This window comes from Streptomyces naganishii JCM 4654 (assembly GCF_014650575.1).
GTDB classification, from domain to species: domain Bacteria; phylum Actinomycetota; class Actinomycetes; order Streptomycetales; family Streptomycetaceae; genus Streptomyces; species Streptomyces naganishii.
This window is the reverse complement of the sequence record NZ_BMVF01000008.1, coordinates 119242-137977: the sequence shown is the minus strand read 5'-3', so window position 1 is coordinate 137977 and position 18736 is coordinate 119242. Positions and strand designations below refer to the sequence as shown.

Sequence of the window (18736 nt, the reverse complement as noted above, 5' to 3'; positions counted from 1 at the left end):
CGCTGAAGTCCCCCGCCCGGGCGGCTTTCAGTCCCGGGGGCGCTCCATGAAGCGCAGCAGGTTCCCGGCCGGGTCGCGGAAGGCGCAGTCGCGCACTCCGTACGGCTGGTCCATCGGCTCCTGGACGACATCGGCGCCGTACTCCTCGACCCGGGAGAAGAGGGCGTCGCAGTCGGGGGTGGAGAAGATGACACCGCGCAGCATGCCCTTGGCCAGCAGCTGGGCCATGGCCTCCTTGTCGGCGGGGGAGGCGTCGGGGTTGGCGGCGGGCGGCTCCAGCACGATCTCCACGTCCGGCTGGAGCGGTGACCCCACGGTCACCCACCGCATGCCCTCGAACCCGACGTCGTTGCGGACTTCCAGCCCGAGGACGTCCCGGTAGAAGGTGAGCGCCTTGTCGTGGTCGTCGACGGCGATGAAGCACTGGTGGAGTTTGAGGTCCATGCCCACACGTTAGGGCGCGAGCGGCCGCCCCGCGCGCCTCGGGCGCGTGAAGGTCCGCGCCACGCACGCCGGGATCACCGCGCCGTCCTCGTGAGACCGCGCCCGGTAGGCGCTCGGCGTCTGCCCGACCAGCTCGGTGAAGCGCGAGCTGAACGAGCCGAGCGAGGTGCAGCCCACCGCCACGCACACCTCCGTGACGCTGAGGTCGCCCCGCCTGAGCAGGGCCTTCGCGCGCTCGATACGACGCGTCATGAGGTAGCTGTAGGGCGTCTCGCCGAAGGCGGCCCGGAAGCTGCGCTGGAAGTGCCCCGGCGACATCAGCGCGTCCCGTGCGAGTGAGGCCATGTCGAGCGGCTCGGCGTACTCGCGGTTCATCCGGTCACGGGCCCGCCGCAGCCGCACCAGGTCTTCGGGGGTCATCCGCACAGCATGACACGGACACCGGTCCGGTGGACGGCGCCGTCACCGGCACGGTGGCCGGTAGGACTCCCGGACGGGAACGGCCGGTTGGGCCAGCAACGTTGAAGGAGGGCTGACCAGAACCGGAAAGCACGCACCCGGCACGCGAGGGCCGCCGTGCTCGGGGGCCTGCGTGCCGGGTGCGCCGGGGAAAGCCGGTGTCAGGCCTTCTTGGTCTCCCAGAAGATCTTGTCGATCTGGGCGATGTGGTCCAGCGCCTTCTGGCCCGTCGCCGGGTCGGTGGAGGCCTTGGCGGCGGAGAGGGCCTTCAGCGTGTCGTTGACCAGCTGGTGCAGCTCCGGGTACTTCTCGAAGTGCGGGGGCTTGAAGTAGTCGCTCCACAGCACGGAGACGTGGTGCTTCGCCAGCTCGGCACGCTGCTCCTTGATGACGGTGGCCCGCGCCTGGAAGTGCGGGTCGTCGTTTCCGGCCATCTTCTCCTGGATGGCCTTCACCGACTCCGCCTCGATGCGGGCCTGGGCCGGGTCGTACACACCGCAGGGAAGGTCGCAGTGCGCGCTGACCTTGACCTTGGGGGCAAACAGGCGGGAAAGCATGGAGCATTCCTTCCTCGTGATCGTCTTCTCAGGTGGGACATTACTCCCTGCAAGGCGTGTTTTCGCGAGTGCCCCCTAGGGCTTAGGACAAAAGTCCGGGGTCAGACTGAGACTGGTGGAGGAACGGACCGGGGAGGTGCCGGGGATGCCGGAGCTGTCGCAGGAGACCGAGCGCAGGGGCGCGGTGCTGCCCTTCGGGCTGGCCGAGGTGACCGGGCCGTCCATGGTGCCCACGCTGTACCACGGGGACCGGCTCCTGGTGCAGTACGGCGCCCGGATCCGGCCCGGTGACGTGATGGTCCTGCGGCACCCCTTCCAGCAGGACCTGCTGGTCGTCAAGCGCGCGGCGGAGCTGCGCGAGGGCGGCTGGTGGGTGCTCGGGGACAACGCCTACGCGGGCGGCGACAGCACCGACTACGGGACCGTGCCCGAGGACCTGGTCCTGGGCAAGGTGTGGTTCCGCTACCGGCCGCGCAAGCCCGCTCAGCGCTCGCCGCTGGCGCTGCTGCGCTGGGCGCTGTCCGCGGCCAGGCCCGTGTTCACCGACCGGTCGGCCTCCAGGCGCTTGCGGGCCCGGTAGGCGGCCACGTTGGCGCGGGTCGCGCAGCGGTCCGAGCAGTAGCGGCGCGAGCGGTTGGTCGAGGTGTCGAGGTAGGCGTTGCGGCAGGGGGCCGCCTCGCACAGGCCGAGCCGGTCGACGCCGTACTCCGTCAGGTGGAAGGCCAGGCCCATGGCGGCGATCGCCGCGTAGCCCGCGGTGGCGTTGGACGGGTGGTCGGCCAGGTGCATGTGCCACAGCGGGCGGCCGTCCTCGTCGCGGTGGTCGTGCCCGGAGATCTGCGGGCTCACCGGGAACTCCAGCAGCAGGGAGTTCAGCAGGTCCACCGCCAGCGTCTCGTCGCCGGCGTCGGCCGCCTCGAAGACCGAGCGCAGCCGGGCGCGTACCGAACGGAAGCGGGTCACGTCGGCGTCGGTGGCGCGGCGGGCCGCCGAGGCGTTGGCGCCGAACAGGTCGCGCACCGCCTCGACCGAGGTCAGCGCGTCCTTGCCCCGGGCCGGCTCCTCGCTGTTGACGAGACGTACGGCGTAATCCGAGTAATAGGCCAGTTCCACTTGTAGTCCTTACGGCGGCGCTCTATGGTCATGGAGGCGGTCGGTAACAGCCGGTCGTGCTTACAGGGTATTACGCGACGGTGGTCGCGTGACCGGCGTTCAGGGAGGGCAGCGATGACGGACACGAGCATGGACATCACCGCGACGGGGGCCGACTGGCGGGCCTGGCAGGAGAGCTGGGACCGGCAGCAGGAGTGGTACATGCCCGACCGCGAGGACCGCTTCCGCATCATGCTGGACATGGTGGAGGCACTGGTCGGCACCGCGCCGCGCGTCCTCGACCTCGCCTGCGGCACCGGCTCCATCACCGCCCGGCTGCTCGCCCGCTTCCCCGAGGCCACCAGCACCGGCGTCGACCTCGACCCCGCGCTGCTCGCCATCGCGCGCGGCACCTTCGAGGGCGACGAGCGGGTCTCCTTCGTGACGGCCGACCTGAAGGACCCCGGCTGGCGGGCGGAACTGCCCTACGACTCCTACGACGCCGTCCTGACCGCCACGGCCCTGCACTGGCTGCACAGCGAACCCCTCGCGGTCCTCTACGGATCGGTCGCGGAACTCGTCCGCGACGGCGGTGTCTTCATGAACGCGGACCACATGATCGACGAGAGCACGCCCCGGATCAACGCGGCCGAGCGCGCCCAGCGGCACGCGCGCATGGACGAGGCCACGCGCGGGGGCGCCCTGGACTGGAGCCAGTGGTGGCAGCTGGCCGCCGGGGACCCGGTGCTCGCCGGCCCGACCGCCCGCCGCTTCGAGATCTACGGCGAGCACGCCGACGGCGACATGCCCTCCGCCGCGTGGCACGCGCGCGTGCTGCGCGAGAAGGGGTTCGCCGAGGCCCGCCCCGTCTGGTGCTCGCCCTCGGACACACTGCTGCTCGCGGTGAAGTGACGGCACGGCCAGGGGGCGGTACGGCATCGGCACACCGTACGGCGAAGGGGCGGTACGGATCGATCCGTACCGCCCCCTTCGGGCGTACCGCCCGCGGCGCCTTCGCCCTAGAGCACCTTGGACAGGAAGGACTGGGTGCGCTCGTGCTGCGGGTTGGTCAGCACCTCGCGCGGGTGGCCCGACTCGACCACCACGCCCTCGTCCATGAAGACCAGGCTGTCGCCCACCTCGCGGGCGAAGCCCATCTCGTGGGTCACGACGACCATCGTCATGCCGGACTCGGCGAGGTCGCGCATGACGTCGAGGACGTCACCGACCAGCTCCGGGTCCAGCGCCGACGTCGGCTCGTCGAACAGCATCAGCTTGGGGTCCATCGCCAGCGCGCGGGCGATCGCCACGCGCTGCTGCTGGCCGCCGGAGAGCTGCGAGGGGTAGTGCCCGGCGCGGTCGGCGAGGCCCACGCGCTCCAGGAGCTGCATCGCCCGCTCCTTGGCCTGGCCCTTGTTCAGGCCCTTGACCTGCACCGGCGCCTCGACGACGTTCTCCAGCGCGGTCATGTGCGGGAACAGGTTGAAGCGCTGGAAGACCATGCCGATGTCCCGGCGCTTCATCGCGACCTCGCGGTCGCGCAGCTCGTAGAGCTTGTCGCCCTGCTGCCGGTAGCCGACGAGTTCGCCGTCGACGTACAGCCGGCCGGCGTTGATCTTCTCCAGGTGGTTGATGCACCTGAGGAAGGTCGACTTGCCGGAGCCGGAGGGGCCGATGAGGCAGAACACCTCGCCGGGCCTGACCTCCAGGTCGATGCCCTTGAGGACCTCCACCTGGCCGAAGGACTTGTGCACGCCCTCGGCCTTGACCATCGCGGCGGAGGCGTCGCGCGGGGTGGTGGCGTCGTTCTTCTCGAGCTTGTCGGTCATGCCGTCACCTTCCTGCTGGAGAAGGTCGTCAGATGTGCCCTGACCTTCTGCCACGGCGTCGGCGGCAGGCTGCGGCTGGAGCCGCGGGCGTAGTACCGCTCGATGTAGTACTGGCCCACGCTCAGCACGGAGGTCATGATCAGGTACCAGGCGGCGGCGAGGAAGTACATCTCCACCGGGGCGCCGGAGACCTGGCCGATGTCCTGGGCGTAGCGGAACAGCTCCGGATACTGGACGGCCGCCACGAGCGAGGTCGTCTTCAGCATGTTGATGACCTCGTTGCCGGTCGGCGGCACGATCACCCGCATGGCCTGCGGGATGATGATCCGCCGCAGGGTCCGGCCGTGGCTCATGCCCAGCGCGTGGGCCGCCTCGGTCTGGCCCTCGTCGACCGCGAGGAGGCCGGCGCGGCAGATCTCCGCCATGTACGCGGCCTCGTTCAGGCCGAGGCCGAGCAGCGCCGTCAGCAGCGGGGTCATGAAGTCCGACCAGTAGTCCTTGTAGATCGGACCGAGGTCGATGTACTCGAACACCAGGCCGAGGTTGAACCACAGGAACAGCTGGACCAGGACCGGGGTGCCGCGGAAGAACCAGATGTAGAACCACGAGATGGACGAGGTCACCGGGTTCTTCGACAGGCGCATCACCGCCAGGACGATGCCGCCGACGATGCCGATCAGCATCGACAGGACCGTCAGCAGGAGGGTCTTGCCGACGCCCCTGATGATGCGGTCGTCGAAGAAGTAGCTCGGCACCGCATGCCAGTTGATCTTGCCCTGGCCGAACGCGTAGATGATCGCCACCAGGATCGCGATGGCGATGACGGCGGAGACGTAGCGTCCGTAGTGCCGGACCGGGATGGCCTTGATGGCATCCGGGCCGGACGGGGGCGTGCTCGTCGGCCCCGCCGTCTTGTCGATGTCAGCAGTCACGGGTGTTGCCTTTCAGTGGCCGCTCGGCGCGGTCACTTGCCGCCGTTGATGACCGACTCCTTGACGGCGCCGTCCTGGGCGCCCCACTTCTGGAGGATCTTCTCGTACTCGCCGCTCTTGATGACCGCGTTGAGCGCGGCCTGGAGGGCGTCGCGCAGCTGCGTGTTCGACTTGGCGACCGCGATGCCGTACGGGGCCGCCTCGACCTGGCCGCCGACGATCTGGAAGTCCTTGCCGCCGCCGGAGGTCTTGACCGCGTACGCGGCGACCGGGAAGTCGGCGGACACCGCGTCCGCGCCGCCCGAGCGCAGGCGGGTCTCGGCCTGCTGGTTGTCGTCGAAGGCCTGGATGGAGAGCGTCTTGCCGCTCGGGCACTTCTTCGCCTCGGCCTTGGCGAGGTCCTCGGAGACGGTTCCGCGCTCCACGGCGACCTTCTTGCCGCACAGGTCGGACCAGGAGGTGATGCCCTTGGTGTCACCCTTGCGGGTGTAGATGGAGACACCGGCGGTGAGGTAGTCGACGAAGTCGACGCCCTCGCCGACCTTCTTGCCCGTGGTCGGGTCGACGCCCTCCTGGCGGTTCTTGTTGTCCGTCATCGCGGACATGGCGATGTCGTAGCGGTTGGAGCGGAGGCCGGTGAGCAGGGCGTCGAACGTTCCGTTCTGGAAGTCGAACTTCACGCCGAGCTGCTTGCCCATGGCGGCCGCCAGGTCGGGGTCGAGGCCGACGACGTTGCCCGAGTTGTCCTTGAACTCGACCGGCGCGTAGGAGATGTCCGAGCCGACCCGGATGACGCCCTTGTCGCGGATCGAGGCCGGGAGCTTGCCGGCGAGCGGCGCGGAGGCGGCGGACGAGCTGCCGGACGAGTTGTTCTTGTTCTTGGTCTGGTCACCGCAGCCGGTGAGAATCAGGGCGCCTGCGACCGCGATCGCACCGACCGCGGCAAGACGGGAGTGCGCGGCGGTCGTACGACGGGTGGAGCCTGCGGTCATGGTGGGTTCCTCCGGCGGATGGGTGGAGATGCCGATGGGTCGACGAGAACACACACCTTCGGGTGTCGCGACCTCGTGTGATTGACGCATCTTGCCATTCGGGTTGCGCCATTCAGGGGAATCGCCATGTCAAAATCGGATAACGGGTGATCCCCCAGCCGCTCGGAACCGGCCCACGAGGGCCGGACCATCTACGGGAAAGCCTCCTCCCGGCCGGAAGATCTTCGGCCCATCTCGGGATGCGGACGGTGGAACAGGGTGTTTGGGCGGCTCCAGGCCGTGTCGAGCATTCGGCGAGAGCTTGTCCCCATATTGGGCCAAGTGTCGGCTCGCCGTCATGTGACCTTGGCGTTATGGACTCGTCCCCGACGCCGTCCGTCCGGTAAGAAGGTTCTTTACACCCCTCATCCGGGGCTCAGGGCGCGTGTGCGGCGCGCCCGTCGCGTATGCGCCCGAAGCATCACCTACTGGGGCGTGCGCGGTCCCGCCCACCCCTCACCAGGAGTGGCCACCCTCAATCCATGAACAATTAAGGGGTAAAACCAAGTGGCAGCGGAGATCGTCAATCCTCGCAGCGACGGCAGTACGGAACGGGACGGCGGGGCAGAGCCGCTCGATTCCTTCGATCCGGCTTTCGCGCTGCACCGCGGCGGCAAGATGGCCGTGCAGGCCACCGTGCCCGTCCGCGACAAGGACGACCTGTCCCTGGCGTACACGCCCGGCGTCGCGCGGGTGTGCACCGCCATCGCCGAGCAGCCGGAACTGGTCCACGACTACACGTGGAAGTCGTCCGTGGTCGCCGTCGTGACCGACGGCACGGCCGTGCTCGGGCTCGGGGACATCGGCCCCGAGGCCTCCCTTCCGGTGATGGAAGGCAAGGCCATCCTCTTCAAGCAGTTCGGCGGCGTGGACGCGGTGCCGATCGCGCTGGACTGCACCGGCGTCGACGAGATCGTCGAGACCGTGGTGCGGCTCGCGCCGTCCTTCGGCGGAGTGAACCTGGAGGACATCTCGGCGCCCCGGTGCTTCGAGATCGAGCGCCGGCTGCAGGAGCGGCTGGACATCCCGGTCTTCCACGACGACCAGCACGGCACGGCGGTCGTGACGCTGGCGGCGCTGCGCAACGCGGCGCGGCTGAGCGGGCGCGCGCTCGGTGAGCTGCGGGCCGTGATCTCGGGCGCCGGCGCGGCCGGTGTCGCCATCGCCAAGATGCTGGTCGAGGCCGGCATCGGCGATGTGGCGGTCGCCGACCGCAAGGGCGTGGTGTCCGCCGACCGCGAGGACCTCACGCCGGTCAAGCGGGAGCTGGCGCAGTTCACCAACAAGGCGGGCGTCACCGGCTCGCTGGAGGACGCGCTGGCCGGCGCCGACGTCTTCATCGGCGTCTCCGGCGGTACGGTCGCGGAGTCCGCCGTGGCGTCGATGGCCGAGGGGGCCTTCGTGTTCGCCATGGCCAACCCCGACCCGGAGGTGCACCCCGACGTCGCGCGCAAGTACGCGTCGGTCGTCGCCACCGGCCGGTCGGACTTCCCGAACCAGATCAACAACGTCCTGGCGTTCCCCGGCATCTTCGCGGGCGCGCTCCAGGTGCGGGCCTCCCGGATCACCGAGGGCATGAAGATCGCGGCCGCCGAGGCGCTGGCGGGCGTGGTCGGTGACGACCTCGCCCCGGACTACGTGATCCCCTCGCCGTTCGACGAGCGGGTCGCCCCGGCGGTGACCGCCGCGGTGGCGGCGGCCGCCCGGGCGGAGGGCGTCGCCCGCCGCTGACCCACCGCGTACGGCCCCGCCCGGCTCACGGGCGGGGCCGTACGCGTGCCCGGGGGCGGGTGGGCCGTGGGACCGGCCCATGGCGCGGGGGATTGGCAAGAGGGTGTGTGTCACAGAGGGGGCTGGTTCCCTCCGCGGGGACGCGCGCCTATCGTCAAGGTCATGTTCGCTGTCTACGCCGCCCGAATCGACCGCGACCGGCCGTTGAACGGTCTGGAGTCGGGGGAGCGCCCGGCCCCCGAGGCCCGCCCCGGCTGGAGCACCGTCAACGTCAGGGCCGCCTCACTCAACCACCACGACCTGTGGTCGCTCAAGGGTGTCGGCCTGTCCGAGGACAAGCTGCCGATGATCCTCGGCTGCGACGCCGCGGGCGTCGACGAGGACGGCAACGAGGTCGTCCTGCACTCCGTGATCGGCCAGAGCGGACACGGGGTCGGCCCCCGTGAGCCCCGCTCCATCCTCACCGAGCACTACCAGGGCACCTTCGCCGAGCAGGTCTCCGTGCCCACCTGGAACATCCTGCCCAAGCCGAAGGAGCTCTCCTTCACCGAGGCCGCCTGCCTGCCCACGGCCTGGCTCACGGCCTACCGGATGCTCTTCACCAACGCCGGGGTGCGGCCCGGCGACTCCGTCCTCGTGCAGGGCGCCGGCGGCGGTGTCGCCACGGCGGCCATCGTGCTCGGCAAGGCGGCCGGGCTGAAGGTCTTCGCCACCAGCAGGGACGAGGCCAAGCGCAAGCGGGCGCTGGAGCTCGGCGCGGTGGAGGCGCTGGAGTCGGGGGCCCGGCTGCCGCAGCGGGTGGACGCCGTGATCGAGACCGTGGGCGCGGCCACCTGGTCGCACTCGGTGAAGTCGCTGCGGCCGGGCGGCACGATCGTCATCTCCGGCGCCACGAGCGGCGACCGTCCCTCGCACGCCGAGCTGACCCGGATCTTCTTCCTGGAGCTGAAGGTCGTCGGCTCCACCATGGGCACCAAGGACGAACTGGAGGACCTGCTGTCCTTCTGCGCGGCCACCGGTGTGCGTCCCGTGATCGACGAGGTGCTTCCGCTCGACCGGGCCCGCGAGGGCTTCGAACGGCTCGAGGCGGGCGACCAGTTCGGCAAGATCGTACTGACCAACGACTGACCACCACGCCTTACGTCAACCAAGGTTGACGCCTGCCTGTATGTCAACGTACGTTGACACCATGACCGAAGCAACGGATCTCGCCGAGCGCGCGGGCGACCGGGACCCCCGGGTCGGCCTGCGGGCCGTCGCCGCGCTGCGCCGGCTGCTGGAGCAGCTGGAGGCGGTGCAGGTGCGCAGCGCGCGCAACCAGGGCTGGTCGTGGCAGGAGATCGCCGCCGAACTCGGCGTCAGCAGGCAGGCCGTGCACAAGAAGTACGGGAGGCAGTGATGTTCGAACGGTTCACCAAGGACGCCCGCGCCGTGGTCGAGGGCGCGGTGGGGCACGCCGAACGGGCGGGTGCGGAACGGGTCGAGGAGTCCCACGTCCTGCTCGCCCTGTTCGACCGCGAGGGCAGCCGGGGTTCGTTCGCCCTGGCGGCGCTCGGCCTCACCCCGGCCCGGCGGCAGGCCGTCGTACGGGACCTGGAGCGGGCGCGCCGACAGGGCGGGCTCTCCCGGGCCGACGCCGAGGCGCTCTCCGGACTCGGCATCGACCTGTCGGCGGTGGTCTCACGCGTCGAAGAGACGCACGGCGAGGGCGCGTTGGCGGCAAGGCGGCCCGCCCCCGGCCGGCACTGGTCCGGCAGGCGGCCGTTCAGCCGCGGCGCCAAGGACCTGCTCACCCAGTCGTTGCGCGTGGCCCTCGGCCACCGGGACCGGCACATCGGCGACGAGCACCTCCTGCTCGCCCTCGCCTCCCGCCCCGGCGTGCCGGCCGAGGTCCTCGCCGATCACGGGGTGACGTACGAGACGCTGAACCGCGTCCTGTACGGCGGGGGAGAGGCGCGCGCGGCCGGGTGAGGTGAGGCGCACGACGGCCGGGCCGGCCCTCAGACCTTGGGCCGCCGCAGCACCACCGCGATGTGGGCCGCCGCCGTCGACAGATGGCGGCGGGTCTCCCGCAGCTGTTCCGCGGTGACGCCGTGGTCGCGGGCCGCGTCGCGGATGTCGTCCCGGAAGCGGTCCAGCAGCCGGTCCAGGTCACGGGCCGGATCGCCGGTCGGGTCCTCGTGCGCCCAGGCGGGTTCGTAGGCGGCGGGGAAGTCCTCCGGGGTCGTGGAGTACTCGGGCCGGCTCTTGCCCGCGGCGGTGCCGGCCGCCGGGCGCCCGAAGCCGAGGTCCCGGCCGAACTCCTTCCCGAAGTCCTTGCCGAAGTCGCCCATCTCCTTGGCCAGTTCGGTCAGGCCCTCGCGCATCCCCGTGGGCCAGTCGCCCCGCGCGAAGTGGTCCTGCACCTGCTCCTGCACCCGCCTGGCGATGCGCTGCAACTCCTCCTGCGCCTGCTCCCGGGCCCGATCCTGCGCCTCCTTGGCCTGGCGCCGGGCCCGCTGGGCCTCCTCGCGGGCGCGGCGGCTCTCGTCCTTGGCCCGCCTCGCCTGCTCCTTCCACTCCTGCTTGGCGCGCCGCATCTCCTCCTTGGCGGCCTGCCAGGCCTCCTTGTCGGTGAAGTCGGCGTACTCCCCGGCGCCTCGGGCCGTGCGGCCGGCGCCCGGGCCGTTGCGGGCCTCGGTGGCGGCCGCGCGCATCTCGCGGCGCAGGTCGCCCGCCGCCCCGCGCACGTCGGCCCGGATCTCGGCGGCGAGCTCGGCGACCGACTCGCGGATCTCCAGCTCCAGGTCGGCCAGTTCGCCGCTGCGGTCGGCGAGCTCGGCGCGGCCGGCGTCCGTGATGGCGTACACCTTCCGGCCGCCCTCGGTGGTGTGCGTGACCAGGCCCTCGGCCTCCAGCTTGGCCAGCCGGGGGTAGACGGTGCCCGCCGACGGCGCGTACAGCCCCTGGAAGCGCTCCTCCAGGAGGCGGATCACCTCGTAGCCGTGGCGCGGGGCCTCGTCGAGCAGCTTGAGCAGGTAGAGGCGGAGGCGTCCGTGGGCGAAGACGGGGGGCATGTCAGAGCACCTTCTTGTCGGTCGTGCCGTCGGTCGGGTCGTCGCTGGTTCCGCCCGCGGGGCGTGGCCGCTCCTCCCACGGGCCGTCCTCCACCGGGGGACGGCGCAGCAGGGCGATCGAGCCGGAGACGGTGGTCGCCTTCAGCTTGCCGTTGCCCGCGCCGAGCCGGCCGGTGATGCGCTTGGCGCCCCACTGGCCGGTGACCCGGAGGTCCTCGAAGGCGTTGGACACCGAGCCGCTGGCGGTGTTGGCCTCCACCTGCGCGTCCGCCGGGTGGGGCAGCCGGATGGCGATCTCCCCGGAGACGTTGGTCAGGCTGACGTCGGTGGGGCGCCCCGCCGGGTCGAGGTCGACGATCATCGAGCCGCTCACCGAGTCCGCCTTGACCGAGGAACCGGCGCCCTCGACCACCGTCAGGTCCCCGGAGACGGAGTTGAACCGCAGGTCACCGGAGAGCGCCTGCGCCTCCACGTTGCCCGACACGGTGTCCGCGCGGACCGGGCCGGTCAGGCCCACCAGCGTGGTGTCGCCGGTGACCCCCTTGACCTCGGTACGTCCGTCGATCCCCGAGACCACGGCGGTGGCGCCGACCACGCCGACCTCGACGCGGGTGGCGGCCGGCACGGCCAGGGACACCACGGCACTGCGCCGCCAGCCCTTGCGGTCCAGCCACTTGAGGAACCCCTTCCAGGGCAGGTCCTCGTAGGCCACCGTCAGGGTGCCGCCCTGCTGGGTGACCACCAGGGGCGGCCCCTCGATCTCGGTGACCTCCAGACGGGCGGAACTCTCGTCGGTGCCCACCACGTTCACCGTTCCGTTGACGATGCGGACGTTGAGCTCGGTCACGGGCTCGTCGAAGGTGAGCTTGCCGGGCTCGCCCACGGACCACTCGGACATGGTGCTGACCTCCTGAGGCGACCGGACCGCGCGCGGGGCGGCACCGGAGACGGAACGGAACGGCACGACGCGACACGTCGACGCGCCATATCGCGTCTTACGTGAAACACGATATATCGCGGCCATCGAAAGTCAAGGCACCCGTCAGGGTGAACAGGCGCGGCATCCGGCGCCCGCGAGTCCGCAGGCGCCCGGCGCCCGGCAACACGGAGAGCGCCCGGCCCCCGCGCCCCCGAAAGGCACCCGGCACCCCGCGCCCGCGAACCCGAAAAGCGCCCGCGCCCGGAAACACGGAGGGCGCCCCCAAGGGGCGCCCGCAGTGGCGCTCGAGGGCGCCCGTGGTGCGATGCCCGGCACCGGCCCGGCTGCCACCGGCCCGGCTGCCGGTCGCGACCGGCCCTGCTACTCGTCGTCCTCGTCGTCCAGCCGTGCCAGCCAGGTCGCCAGCCGCTCGACCGGGACCTCGAAGTCCGGGTTCAGGTCGACGAACGTGCGCAGCTGCTCGGCCAGCCACTCGAAGGTGACCTCCTCCTCGCCGCGCCGCTTCTCCAGTTCTTCGATGCCTCGGTCGGTGAAGTACATGGCTCAAGGATAGGCGCGTGAAAACGGCCGGGCCGCACCCCCTGGAAGGAGGTGCGGCCCGGCCGCGAGGCACTGGCGCCCCTACGCCTCGAACACCTCGCGCACGAGCTGTTCCTGCTCCGCCTGGTGGCGCTTGGCGGAGCCGACGGCCGGGGAGGAGCTGTGCGGACGCGAGATGCGGCGCAGGCGCTCGCCCGCCGGCACGTCCGCGCCGACCGCCAGGTCCAGGTGGTCGATCAGGTTGAGCGCGATGAACGGCCAGGCACCCTGGTTCGCCGGCTCCTCCTGCGTCCACAGGTACTTCTCGGCGTTCGGGTACTTCTTGATCTCCGCCTGGAGCTCGGCGCCCGGCAGCGGGTACAGGCGCTCGATGCGGATGATCGCCGTGTCCGTCACGCCGCGCTTGCGGCGCTCGGCCTCGAGGTCGTAGTAGACCTTGCCGGAGCAGAAGACGACCTTGCGCACCGCGCTCGGGTCGACCGACGCGTCGCCGATGACCGGCCGGAACTTGCCGGTGGTGAACTCCTCCGTCTTCGAGGCCGCGGCCTTCAGGCGCAGCATCGACTTCGGGGTGAAGACGACCAGCGGCTTGTGGTGCGGGTTGTGCACCTGCCACCGCAGGAGGTGGAAGTAGTTCGACGGCAGGGTCGGCATCGCGACCGTCATGTTGTTCTGCGCGCACAGCTGGAGGTAGCGCTCGATGCGGGCCGAGGAGTGGTCCGGGCCCTGGCCCTCGTAGCCGTGCGGCAGCAGCAGCGTGACGCCGGAGGTCTGGCCCCACTTCTGCTCGGCGGCCGAGATGTACTCGTCGATGACCGACTGGGCGCCGTTGGCGAAGTCGCCGAACTGCGCCTCCCACATCACCAGCGCGTCGGGGCGGGTGAGCGAGTAGCCGTACTCGAATCCCATCACCGCGTACTCGGAGAGCAGCGAGTCGTAGACGTTGTAGCGGGCCTGGTCGTCGGACAGGTACAGCAGCGGGGTGTAGTCCTCGCCGGTCTCGCGGTCGATCAGCACCGCGTGGCGCTGGCCGAAGGTGCCGCGGCGGGAGTCCTGGCCGGAGAGCCGGACCGGGACGCCCTCGAGCAGCAGCGAGCCGATCGCGAGGGTCTCGCCCATGCCCCAGTCGATGGTGCCGTCCTCGACCATCGCCGCCCGGCGCTGCAGCTGCGGCAGCAGACGCGGGTGGACGGTGAAGTGCTCGGGGATGTTGACCTGCGACTCGGCGATGCGCTTGACGACCTCGGCGGAGATCGCGGTGCTGACCTCGACCGGGAAGCCCGCCTGCGGGTCCGGGGACTGCGGGGTGGCCGGCTGCGAGGTGGCCTCGCGGACCTCGGTGAAGACCTTCTCCAGCTGGCCCTGGTAGTCCTGCAGCGCCTGCTCGGCCTCTTCCAGGGTGATGTCGCCGCGACCGATCAGGGACTCGGTGTAGAGCTTGCGCACCGAGCGCTTCTTGTCGATCAGGTCGTACATCAGCGGCTGGGTGAAGGCCGGGTTGTCCGACTCGTTGTGACCGCGGCGGCGGTAGCAGATGAGGTCGATCACCACGTCCTTGTTGAACGCCTGGCGGAACTCGAAGGCCAGCCGCGCGACGCGGACCACGGCCTCCGGGTCGTCGCCGTTCACGTGGAAGATCGGGGCCTCGATCATCCGCGCCACGTCGGTGGCGTACATCGACGAGCGCGAGGACTCCGGGGCGGCGGTGAAGCCGACCTGGTTGTTGATGACGATGTGGACCGTGCCGCCGGTGCGGTAGCCGCGCAGCTGCGACATGTTCAGGGTCTCGGCCACCACGCCCTGGCCCGCGAAGGCCGCGTCGCCGTGGATCGCCACCGGCAGGACGGTGAAGTCCGTGCCGCCCTTGTTGATGATGTCCTGCTTGGCGCGGGCGATGCCCTCGATGACCGGGTCGACCGTCTCCAGGTGGGAGGGGTTCGCGGCCAGCGAGACCTTGATCTGCTCGCCGTCCAGGCCGGTGAAGGTGCCCTCGGCGCCCAGGTGGTACTTCACGTCGCCGGAGCCGTGCATCGACTTCGGGTCGAGGTTGCCCTCGAACTCGCGGAAGATCTGCGCGTAGGACTTGCCGACGATGTTGGCGAGCACGTTGAGGCGGCCGCGGTGGGCCATGCCGATGACGACCTCGTCCAGGCGGGACTCGGCGGCCGAGTCCAGCACCGCGTCGAGCAGCGGGATGACGGACTCGCCGCCCTCCAGGGAGAAGCGCTTCTGGCCGACGTACTTGGTCTGCAGGAAGGTCTCGAAGGCCTCCGCCGCGTTCAGCCGGCGCAGGATGCGCAGCTGCTCCTCGCGCTCCGGCTTGGAGTGCGGGCGCTCCACGCGGTCCTGGATCCACTTGCGCTGCTTGGGGTCCTGGATGTGCATGTACTCGATGCCGGTGGTGCGGCAGTAGGAGTCGCGCAGCACGCCGAGGATGTCGCGCAGCTTCATCATCGACTTGCCGGCGAAGCCGCCGACGGCGAACTCGCGCTCCAGGTCCCACAGGGTGAGGCCGTGCTCGACGATGTCCAGGTCGGGGTGCTTGCGCTGGCGGTACTCCAGCGGGTCGGTGTCGGCCATGACGTGGCCGCGCACCCGGTAGGAGTGGATCAGCTCGAAGACGCGCGCGGCCTTGGTGACGTCGTCGTCGTGGGAGGCGTCGATGTCCTTGAGCCAGCGGACCGGCTCGTAGGGGATGCGCAGGGCCTCGAAGATCTCGTCGTAGAAGCCGTTCTCGCCGAGCAGGAGGCTGGCCACCTGGCGCAGGAACTCGCCGGAGGCGGCGCCCTGGATCACCCGGTGGTCGTAGGTCGACGTGAGCGTCATGACCTTGGAGATGCCGAGCTTGTTCAGGGTGTCCTGGGAGGTGCCCTGGAACTCCGCCGGGTAGTCCATGGAGCCGACGCCCATGATCACCGACTGGCCGGGCATCAGGCGCGGCACGGAGTGGACGGTGCCGAGGCCGCCGGGGTTGGTGAGGGAGACGGTGACGCCGGTGAAGTCGTCCATCGTCAGCTTGCCGTCGCGGGCGCGGCGGACGATGTCCTCGTAGGCCTGCCAGAACTCGAAGAAGTTCAGCGTCTCGGCCTTCTTGATGGCCGCGACGACCAGCTGGCGGTCGCCGTTGGGCTTCACCAGGTCGATGGCCAGGCCGAGGTTGACGTGGGCCGGCTTGACCAGCGTCGGCTTGCCGTCCTTCTCGCCGAACGACCAGTTCATCGACGGCATGGCCTTGATGGCCTGCACCATCGCGAAGCCGATCAGGTGCGTGAAGGAGATCTTCCCGCCCCGGGCCCGCTTGAGGTGGTTGTTGATGACGATGCGGTTGTCGAACAGCAGCTTCACCGGGACCGCGCGCACGGACGTGGCCGTGGGCAGCTCCAGGGAGGCGTTCATGTTCTTGGCGACCGCGGCGGACGGGCCGCGCAGCGTCACGAACTCGGGGCCCTCGGGCGCCTCGGCGGCGGGCGCGGCCTTCGCCTTCGCGGCGGCGGCCGGCTTCGCGGCGGCGGGCGCGGCAGGAGCAGCGGCCTGCGGGGCCGGCTTGGCGGGCGCCGGAGCAGCCGCGGCGGGCTTCGCCGGAGCGGGCGCGGCCTGGGCCTGCGCGGCCGGGGCCGCGGGCGTGGCCTGGGCGGGCGCCGACGGGGCCGTGGTGGTCCCTGCGGCCCCCGCGGCCGCAGTGCCCGCCGCAGCCGTGGTGGCGGCGGCCCCCGGCTTGTAGTCGGCGAAGAAGTCCCACCAGGCGCGGTCTACCGAGTTCGGGTCCTGGAGGTACTGCTGATAGATCTCGTCGACGAGCCACTCGTTGGGTCCGAACGCGGCCGCGGGGTTCTTCCCGGCTTGGTCTGCGTCGGTCGAGATGCTCGATGCGTTACTGGGGGACTGTGGCGACACGGCGGCAACCGCCCTCTTCCGCTTCACAAGGTGATGGACAGCGGGAATAAAGGCTACGCCTCCAAGACCGTGAAGGTCAGGTCGGGCCCGTCCTTCGTCGCGTAAGTCACATGAAAAGCTGTGTTTCGGGGCTTGAAATGGCGGGAAACAACCGTGGTTCACCGGTTGATGGGAATGCTGGGCCCGGGCCTGACCCCCCGGAGGTGCAGGCCCCTGCCTGATCACACGGGCCCGGCGGCGCCGGTGATCGTGGATCTTGTGGTTCCGGATCGAACTTTACGTCAACTTGGTGCGGAGCGAGGCCCTGGAAGGGTGACGAGGATCCGGCAGCCACGCTCGGATTCGGCCACGCCGATCCGGCCGCCGTGCAGGTCCACCGCCCAGCGCGCGATCGCCAGCCCCAGTCCCGTGCCGCCGTCGCTGCCCGGACCGTGCGGGCGGCTCACCGCGCCCCGGTTGAAGCGCTCGAAGACGCGGTGCCACTCCGAGCGCGGGATGCCGGGCCCCTCGTCGAGGACCTCCAGCTCAAGCGAGTCCGGCTGCGGCCCGCGCCGCGCCTTCACCGTCACGCGCCCGTGTGGCGGGCTGTGCTTGACGGCGTTGTCGATCAGGTTGGCGACGACCTGGTGGATGCGCTCGGGGTCCGCGTGCGCGGTCAGCTCCGGCGGTGAGACGTCGAGGTGGAGGTGGACGTCGGTACGGGTGTGGCTGCCCGACCCGGAGGCGATGCCGGCGCGCACCGAGGCGACCATGTTCGCCTCCTTCAGCACGCCCGACAGATACGGCCACACCTCGAAGCGCCGCGTCTTGAGCGGTACGACGCCGTTGTCCAGGCGGGAGAGGTCCAGCAGCGTCTCGACCAGCCGGCCAAGGCGCTCGGTCTGCTTCAGGGCCGTGCGCATGGTCTCGGGGTCGGCCTCGGTGACCCCGTCCACGATGTTCTCCAGCACCGCGCGCAGGCCCGCGATGGGCGTGCGCAGCTCGTGCGAGACGTTCGCCACCAGCTCCTTGCGCTGGCGGTCCTGCGCGGCGAGCTCGTCGGCCATGCGGTTGATCGTCTGGGCCAGCGCGCCCAGTTCGTCCCGGCGGTTCTCCCGCACCCGGCGCGTGTAGTCGCCGTGCGAGATGGACCGGGCCACGGCGTTCATCTCGTCCAGCGGCGAGGTGAGCGAATGCGCCACGAACTGCGTAATGAGAAGCGTGGCGATCATCGAGAAGACCATGATGAAGCGGAGCTCGGTCTTGGTGTGCACCGCGATCATCGACAGGCCCGTGGTGATCAGCACCGAGATGACGACCAGCGCGCCCAGCTTGGTCTTGATCGAGAACGGGCGTACGCCGCCCAGGCGTTCGCCGGGGTCCCTCCGCGCGGCCGGCCCGCCGCTCATGGGGTGGGCGTCTCCAGCGCGTAACCCACGCCGTGCACCGTGCGGATCCGCTCGGCGCCGATCTTCCGGCGCAGCGCCTTGATGTGGCTGTCCACGGTCCGGGTGCCGGAGGCGTCCGCCCAGTCCCAGACCTCGGCCAGCAGCTGCTCGCGCGAGAGCACCGCGCGCGGGGTGTTCGCCAGGCACACCAGCAGGTCGAACTCCGTCGGCGTGAGGTGGACGTCCTCGCTGCGCACCCGCACCCTGCGCTGCGCGTGGTCGATCTCCAGCTCGCCCAGGCGCAGGATGCCGCTGCGCGGGGTGGCCGCGGCGATCGCCGCCCGCTCCACGCGGCGCAGCAGCACGTGCACCCGCGCCGCCAGCTCCCGCATCGAGAAGGGCTTGGTCATGTAGTCGTCGGCGCCGACGCCCAGCCCGACCAGCATGTCGGTCTCGTCGTCGCGCGCGGTGAGCATCAGCACCGGCACCGGCCGGGCGGCCTGCACGCGGCGGCAGACCTCCAGCCCGTCGAAGCCGGGCAGCATGATGTCGAGGATCAGCAGATCGGGCTGCCAGGCCTCGGCGGTGTCCACGGCGGCCGGCCCGTCGCCCGCGGTCTGCACGAGGAATCCCTCCGCCCGCAGGCGGGTGGCGATGGCGTCCATGATGGTCTGGTCGTCCTCGACCACCAGGACCCGGCGCTGGGCGCCCGGGGTGGCCGTCGTGCCGTTGTGCGCGGTGTGTGTCTGCTCCATCGCCCGCCCCTGAGTTGCTTTCCGGAATCCGTGGGGTGATCCCTTGACTGCGCTGGTTGCGATTGACGCTTGAATGATCGGCGTCAGGGATGCAGCGTACGGGGAGTCA

The 18736-nt window shown here is 70.7% G+C and carries 19 protein-coding genes; 6 read left to right on the top strand and 13 right to left on the bottom strand.

Annotated features, from left to right (window positions below):
- Window positions 1-27 precede the first annotated feature (27 nt).
- The 3 genes from IE217_RS16860 to sodN all read right to left on the bottom strand — a co-directional run bounded on the left by IE217_RS16860 (window position 28) and on the right by sodN (window position 1460).
- Window positions 28-444 carry a VOC family protein gene (locus IE217_RS16860; protein WP_190178688.1) on the bottom strand — a complete coding sequence of 139 codons (417 nt, stop codon included), beginning with the start codon at window positions 442-444 and terminating at the stop codon, window positions 28-30.
- Between the two features lie 9 nt (window positions 445-453).
- A complete protein-coding gene (locus tag IE217_RS16855) occupies window positions 454-864 on the bottom strand; it encodes a helix-turn-helix transcriptional regulator (protein ID WP_190178687.1) in 411 nt (136 codons plus the stop codon).
- A 200-nt stretch (window positions 865-1064) separates the two neighbouring features.
- On the bottom strand, window positions 1065-1460 hold the full coding sequence (gene sodN / locus IE217_RS16850) for a superoxide dismutase, Ni (protein WP_189705342.1): 396 nt from the start codon (window positions 1458-1460) through the stop codon (window positions 1065-1067).
- 145 nt (window positions 1461-1605) lie between these two features.
- Here sodN and sodX point away from each other — a divergent pair, with 145 nt between their 5' ends.
- Window positions 1606-2040, top strand: a complete 435-nt coding sequence (gene sodX / locus IE217_RS16845; RefSeq protein ID WP_190178849.1) for a nickel-type superoxide dismutase maturation protease — start codon at window positions 1606-1608, stop codon at window positions 2038-2040.
- On the opposite strand, the gene IE217_RS16840 is transcribed toward sodX, so the two are convergent.
- Window positions 1944-2573: a CGNR zinc finger domain-containing protein gene (locus tag IE217_RS16840; protein WP_189705344.1), complete on the bottom strand. Its 630-nt coding sequence runs from the start codon at window positions 2571-2573 to the stop codon at window positions 1944-1946. The genes sodX and IE217_RS16840 overlap by 97 nt on opposite strands.
- 114 nt (window positions 2574-2687) lie before the next feature.
- Here IE217_RS16840 and IE217_RS16835 point away from each other — a divergent pair, with 114 nt between their 5' ends.
- Window positions 2688-3464: a class I SAM-dependent methyltransferase gene (locus IE217_RS16835; RefSeq protein ID WP_190178686.1), complete on the top strand. Its 777-nt coding sequence runs from the start codon at window positions 2688-2690 to the stop codon at window positions 3462-3464.
- A 107-nt stretch (window positions 3465-3571) separates the two neighbouring features.
- On the opposite strand, the gene IE217_RS16830 is transcribed toward IE217_RS16835, so the two are convergent.
- Genes IE217_RS16830 through IE217_RS16820 form a run of 3 tightly spaced genes read right to left on the bottom strand, consistent with a single transcriptional unit; the run spans window position 3572 to window position 6305 of the window.
- Window positions 3572-4324 (bottom strand): amino acid ABC transporter ATP-binding protein, encoded by a 753-nt coding sequence (locus IE217_RS16830; protein WP_190178848.1) that lies wholly within the window; start codon window positions 4322-4324, stop codon window positions 3572-3574.
- Window positions 4325-4377: 53 nt separating this feature from the next.
- A complete protein-coding gene (locus IE217_RS16825) occupies window positions 4378-5313 on the bottom strand; it encodes an amino acid ABC transporter permease (protein WP_190178685.1) in 936 nt (311 codons plus the stop codon).
- 32 nt (window positions 5314-5345) lie between these two features.
- Window positions 5346-6305 carry an ABC transporter substrate-binding protein gene (locus tag IE217_RS16820; protein ID WP_190178684.1) on the bottom strand — a complete coding sequence of 320 codons (960 nt, stop codon included), beginning with the start codon at window positions 6303-6305 and terminating at the stop codon, window positions 5346-5348.
- A 546-nt stretch (window positions 6306-6851) separates the two neighbouring features.
- Here IE217_RS16820 and IE217_RS16815 point away from each other — a divergent pair.
- The 4 genes from IE217_RS16815 to IE217_RS16800 all read left to right on the top strand — a co-directional run bounded on the left by IE217_RS16815 (window position 6852) and on the right by IE217_RS16800 (window position 10046).
- Window positions 6852-8075, top strand: a complete 1224-nt coding sequence (locus tag IE217_RS16815) for an NAD(P)-dependent malic enzyme (RefSeq protein WP_190178683.1) — start codon at window positions 6852-6854, stop codon at window positions 8073-8075.
- 162 nt (window positions 8076-8237) lie between these two features.
- Window positions 8238-9203, top strand: coding sequence for a zinc-binding dehydrogenase (locus IE217_RS16810; protein WP_190178682.1), 966 nt, complete (start codon window positions 8238-8240; stop codon window positions 9201-9203).
- 61 nt (window positions 9204-9264) lie between these two features.
- On the top strand, window positions 9265-9474 hold the full coding sequence (locus IE217_RS16805; RefSeq protein ID WP_018571396.1) for a helix-turn-helix domain-containing protein: 210 nt from the start codon (window positions 9265-9267) through the stop codon (window positions 9472-9474).
- Window positions 9474-10046, top strand: coding sequence for a Clp protease N-terminal domain-containing protein (locus tag IE217_RS16800; RefSeq protein ID WP_190178681.1), 573 nt, complete (start codon window positions 9474-9476; stop codon window positions 10044-10046). The genes IE217_RS16805 and IE217_RS16800 overlap by 1 nt, the downstream gene beginning before the upstream one ends.
- Before the next feature lie 29 nt (window positions 10047-10075).
- On the opposite strand, the gene IE217_RS16795 is transcribed toward IE217_RS16800, so the two are convergent.
- From IE217_RS16795 to IE217_RS16770, 6 genes are all read right to left on the bottom strand, one after another.
- Complete coding sequence (locus tag IE217_RS16795; protein WP_190178680.1) at window positions 10076-11131, bottom strand: PadR family transcriptional regulator; 1056 nt, start codon at window positions 11129-11131, stop codon at window positions 10076-10078.
- A gap of 1 nt (window position 11132) precedes the next feature.
- Entirely contained in the window at window positions 11133-12029 is an 897-nt protein-coding gene (locus IE217_RS16790) for a DUF4097 family beta strand repeat-containing protein (RefSeq protein ID WP_190178679.1), read from the bottom strand.
- Window positions 12030-12431: 402 nt separating this feature from the next.
- Window positions 12432-12611 (bottom strand): DUF6104 family protein, encoded by a 180-nt coding sequence (locus IE217_RS16785; protein ID WP_003992906.1) that lies wholly within the window; start codon window positions 12609-12611, stop codon window positions 12432-12434.
- Between the two features lie 81 nt (window positions 12612-12692).
- Entirely contained in the window at window positions 12693-16505 is a 3813-nt protein-coding gene (locus IE217_RS16780; protein WP_190178678.1) for a multifunctional oxoglutarate decarboxylase/oxoglutarate dehydrogenase thiamine pyrophosphate-binding subunit/dihydrolipoyllysine-residue succinyltransferase subunit, read from the bottom strand.
- A 281-nt stretch (window positions 16506-16786) separates the two neighbouring features.
- Window positions 16787-17893 (bottom strand): HAMP domain-containing sensor histidine kinase, encoded by a 1107-nt coding sequence (locus IE217_RS16775; protein ID WP_190178677.1) that lies wholly within the window; start codon window positions 17891-17893, stop codon window positions 16787-16789.
- Window positions 17890-18627, bottom strand: a complete 738-nt coding sequence (locus tag IE217_RS16770; protein WP_189705355.1) for a response regulator transcription factor — start codon at window positions 18625-18627, stop codon at window positions 17890-17892. Before IE217_RS16770 ends, IE217_RS16775 begins: the two co-directional genes overlap by 4 nt.
- Window positions 18628-18736: the final 109 nt, after the last annotated feature.

Bases quoted from the DNA above. Each gene is read 5' to 3' on its own strand.
- IE217_RS16830 (WP_190178848.1), bottom strand. From the start codon at position 4,324: ATGGTCAAGGCCGAGGGCGTGCACAAGTCCTTCGGCCAGGTGGAGGTC.
- IE217_RS16800 (WP_190178681.1), top strand. From the start codon at position 9,474: ATGTTCGAACGGTTCACCAAGGACGCCCGCGCCGTGGTCGAGGGCGCG.
- IE217_RS16790 (WP_190178679.1), bottom strand. From the start codon at position 12,029: ATGTCCGAGTGGTCCGTGGGCGAGCCCGGCAAGCTCACCTTCGACGAG.
- IE217_RS16795 (WP_190178680.1), bottom strand. From the start codon at position 11,131: ATGCCCCCCGTCTTCGCCCACGGACGCCTCCGCCTCTACCTGCTCAAG.
- sodX (WP_190178849.1), top strand. From the start codon at position 1,606: ATGCCGGAGCTGTCGCAGGAGACCGAGCGCAGGGGCGCGGTGCTGCCC.
- IE217_RS16805 (WP_018571396.1), top strand. From the start codon at position 9,265: ATGACCGAAGCAACGGATCTCGCCGAGCGCGCGGGCGACCGGGACCCC.
- IE217_RS16775 (WP_190178677.1), bottom strand. From the start codon at position 17,893: ATGAGCGGCGGGCCGGCCGCGCGGAGGGACCCCGGCGAACGCCTGGGC.
- sodN (WP_189705342.1), bottom strand. From the start codon at position 1,460: ATGCTTTCCCGCCTGTTTGCCCCCAAGGTCAAGGTCAGCGCGCACTGC.
- IE217_RS16835 (WP_190178686.1), top strand. From the start codon at position 2,688: ATGACGGACACGAGCATGGACATCACCGCGACGGGGGCCGACTGGCGG.
- IE217_RS16785 (WP_003992906.1), bottom strand. From the start codon at position 12,611: ATGTACTTCACCGACCGAGGCATCGAAGAACTGGAGAAGCGGCGCGGC.
- IE217_RS16860 (WP_190178688.1), bottom strand. From the start codon at position 444: ATGGACCTCAAACTCCACCAGTGCTTCATCGCCGTCGACGACCACGAC.
- IE217_RS16855 (WP_190178687.1), bottom strand. From the start codon at position 864: ATGACCCCCGAAGACCTGGTGCGGCTGCGGCGGGCCCGTGACCGGATG.
- IE217_RS16820 (WP_190178684.1), bottom strand. From the start codon at position 6,305: ATGACCGCAGGCTCCACCCGTCGTACGACCGCCGCGCACTCCCGTCTT.
- IE217_RS16810 (WP_190178682.1), top strand. From the start codon at position 8,238: ATGTTCGCTGTCTACGCCGCCCGAATCGACCGCGACCGGCCGTTGAAC.
- IE217_RS16770 (WP_189705355.1), bottom strand. From the start codon at position 18,627: ATGGAGCAGACACACACCGCGCACAACGGCACGACGGCCACCCCGGGC.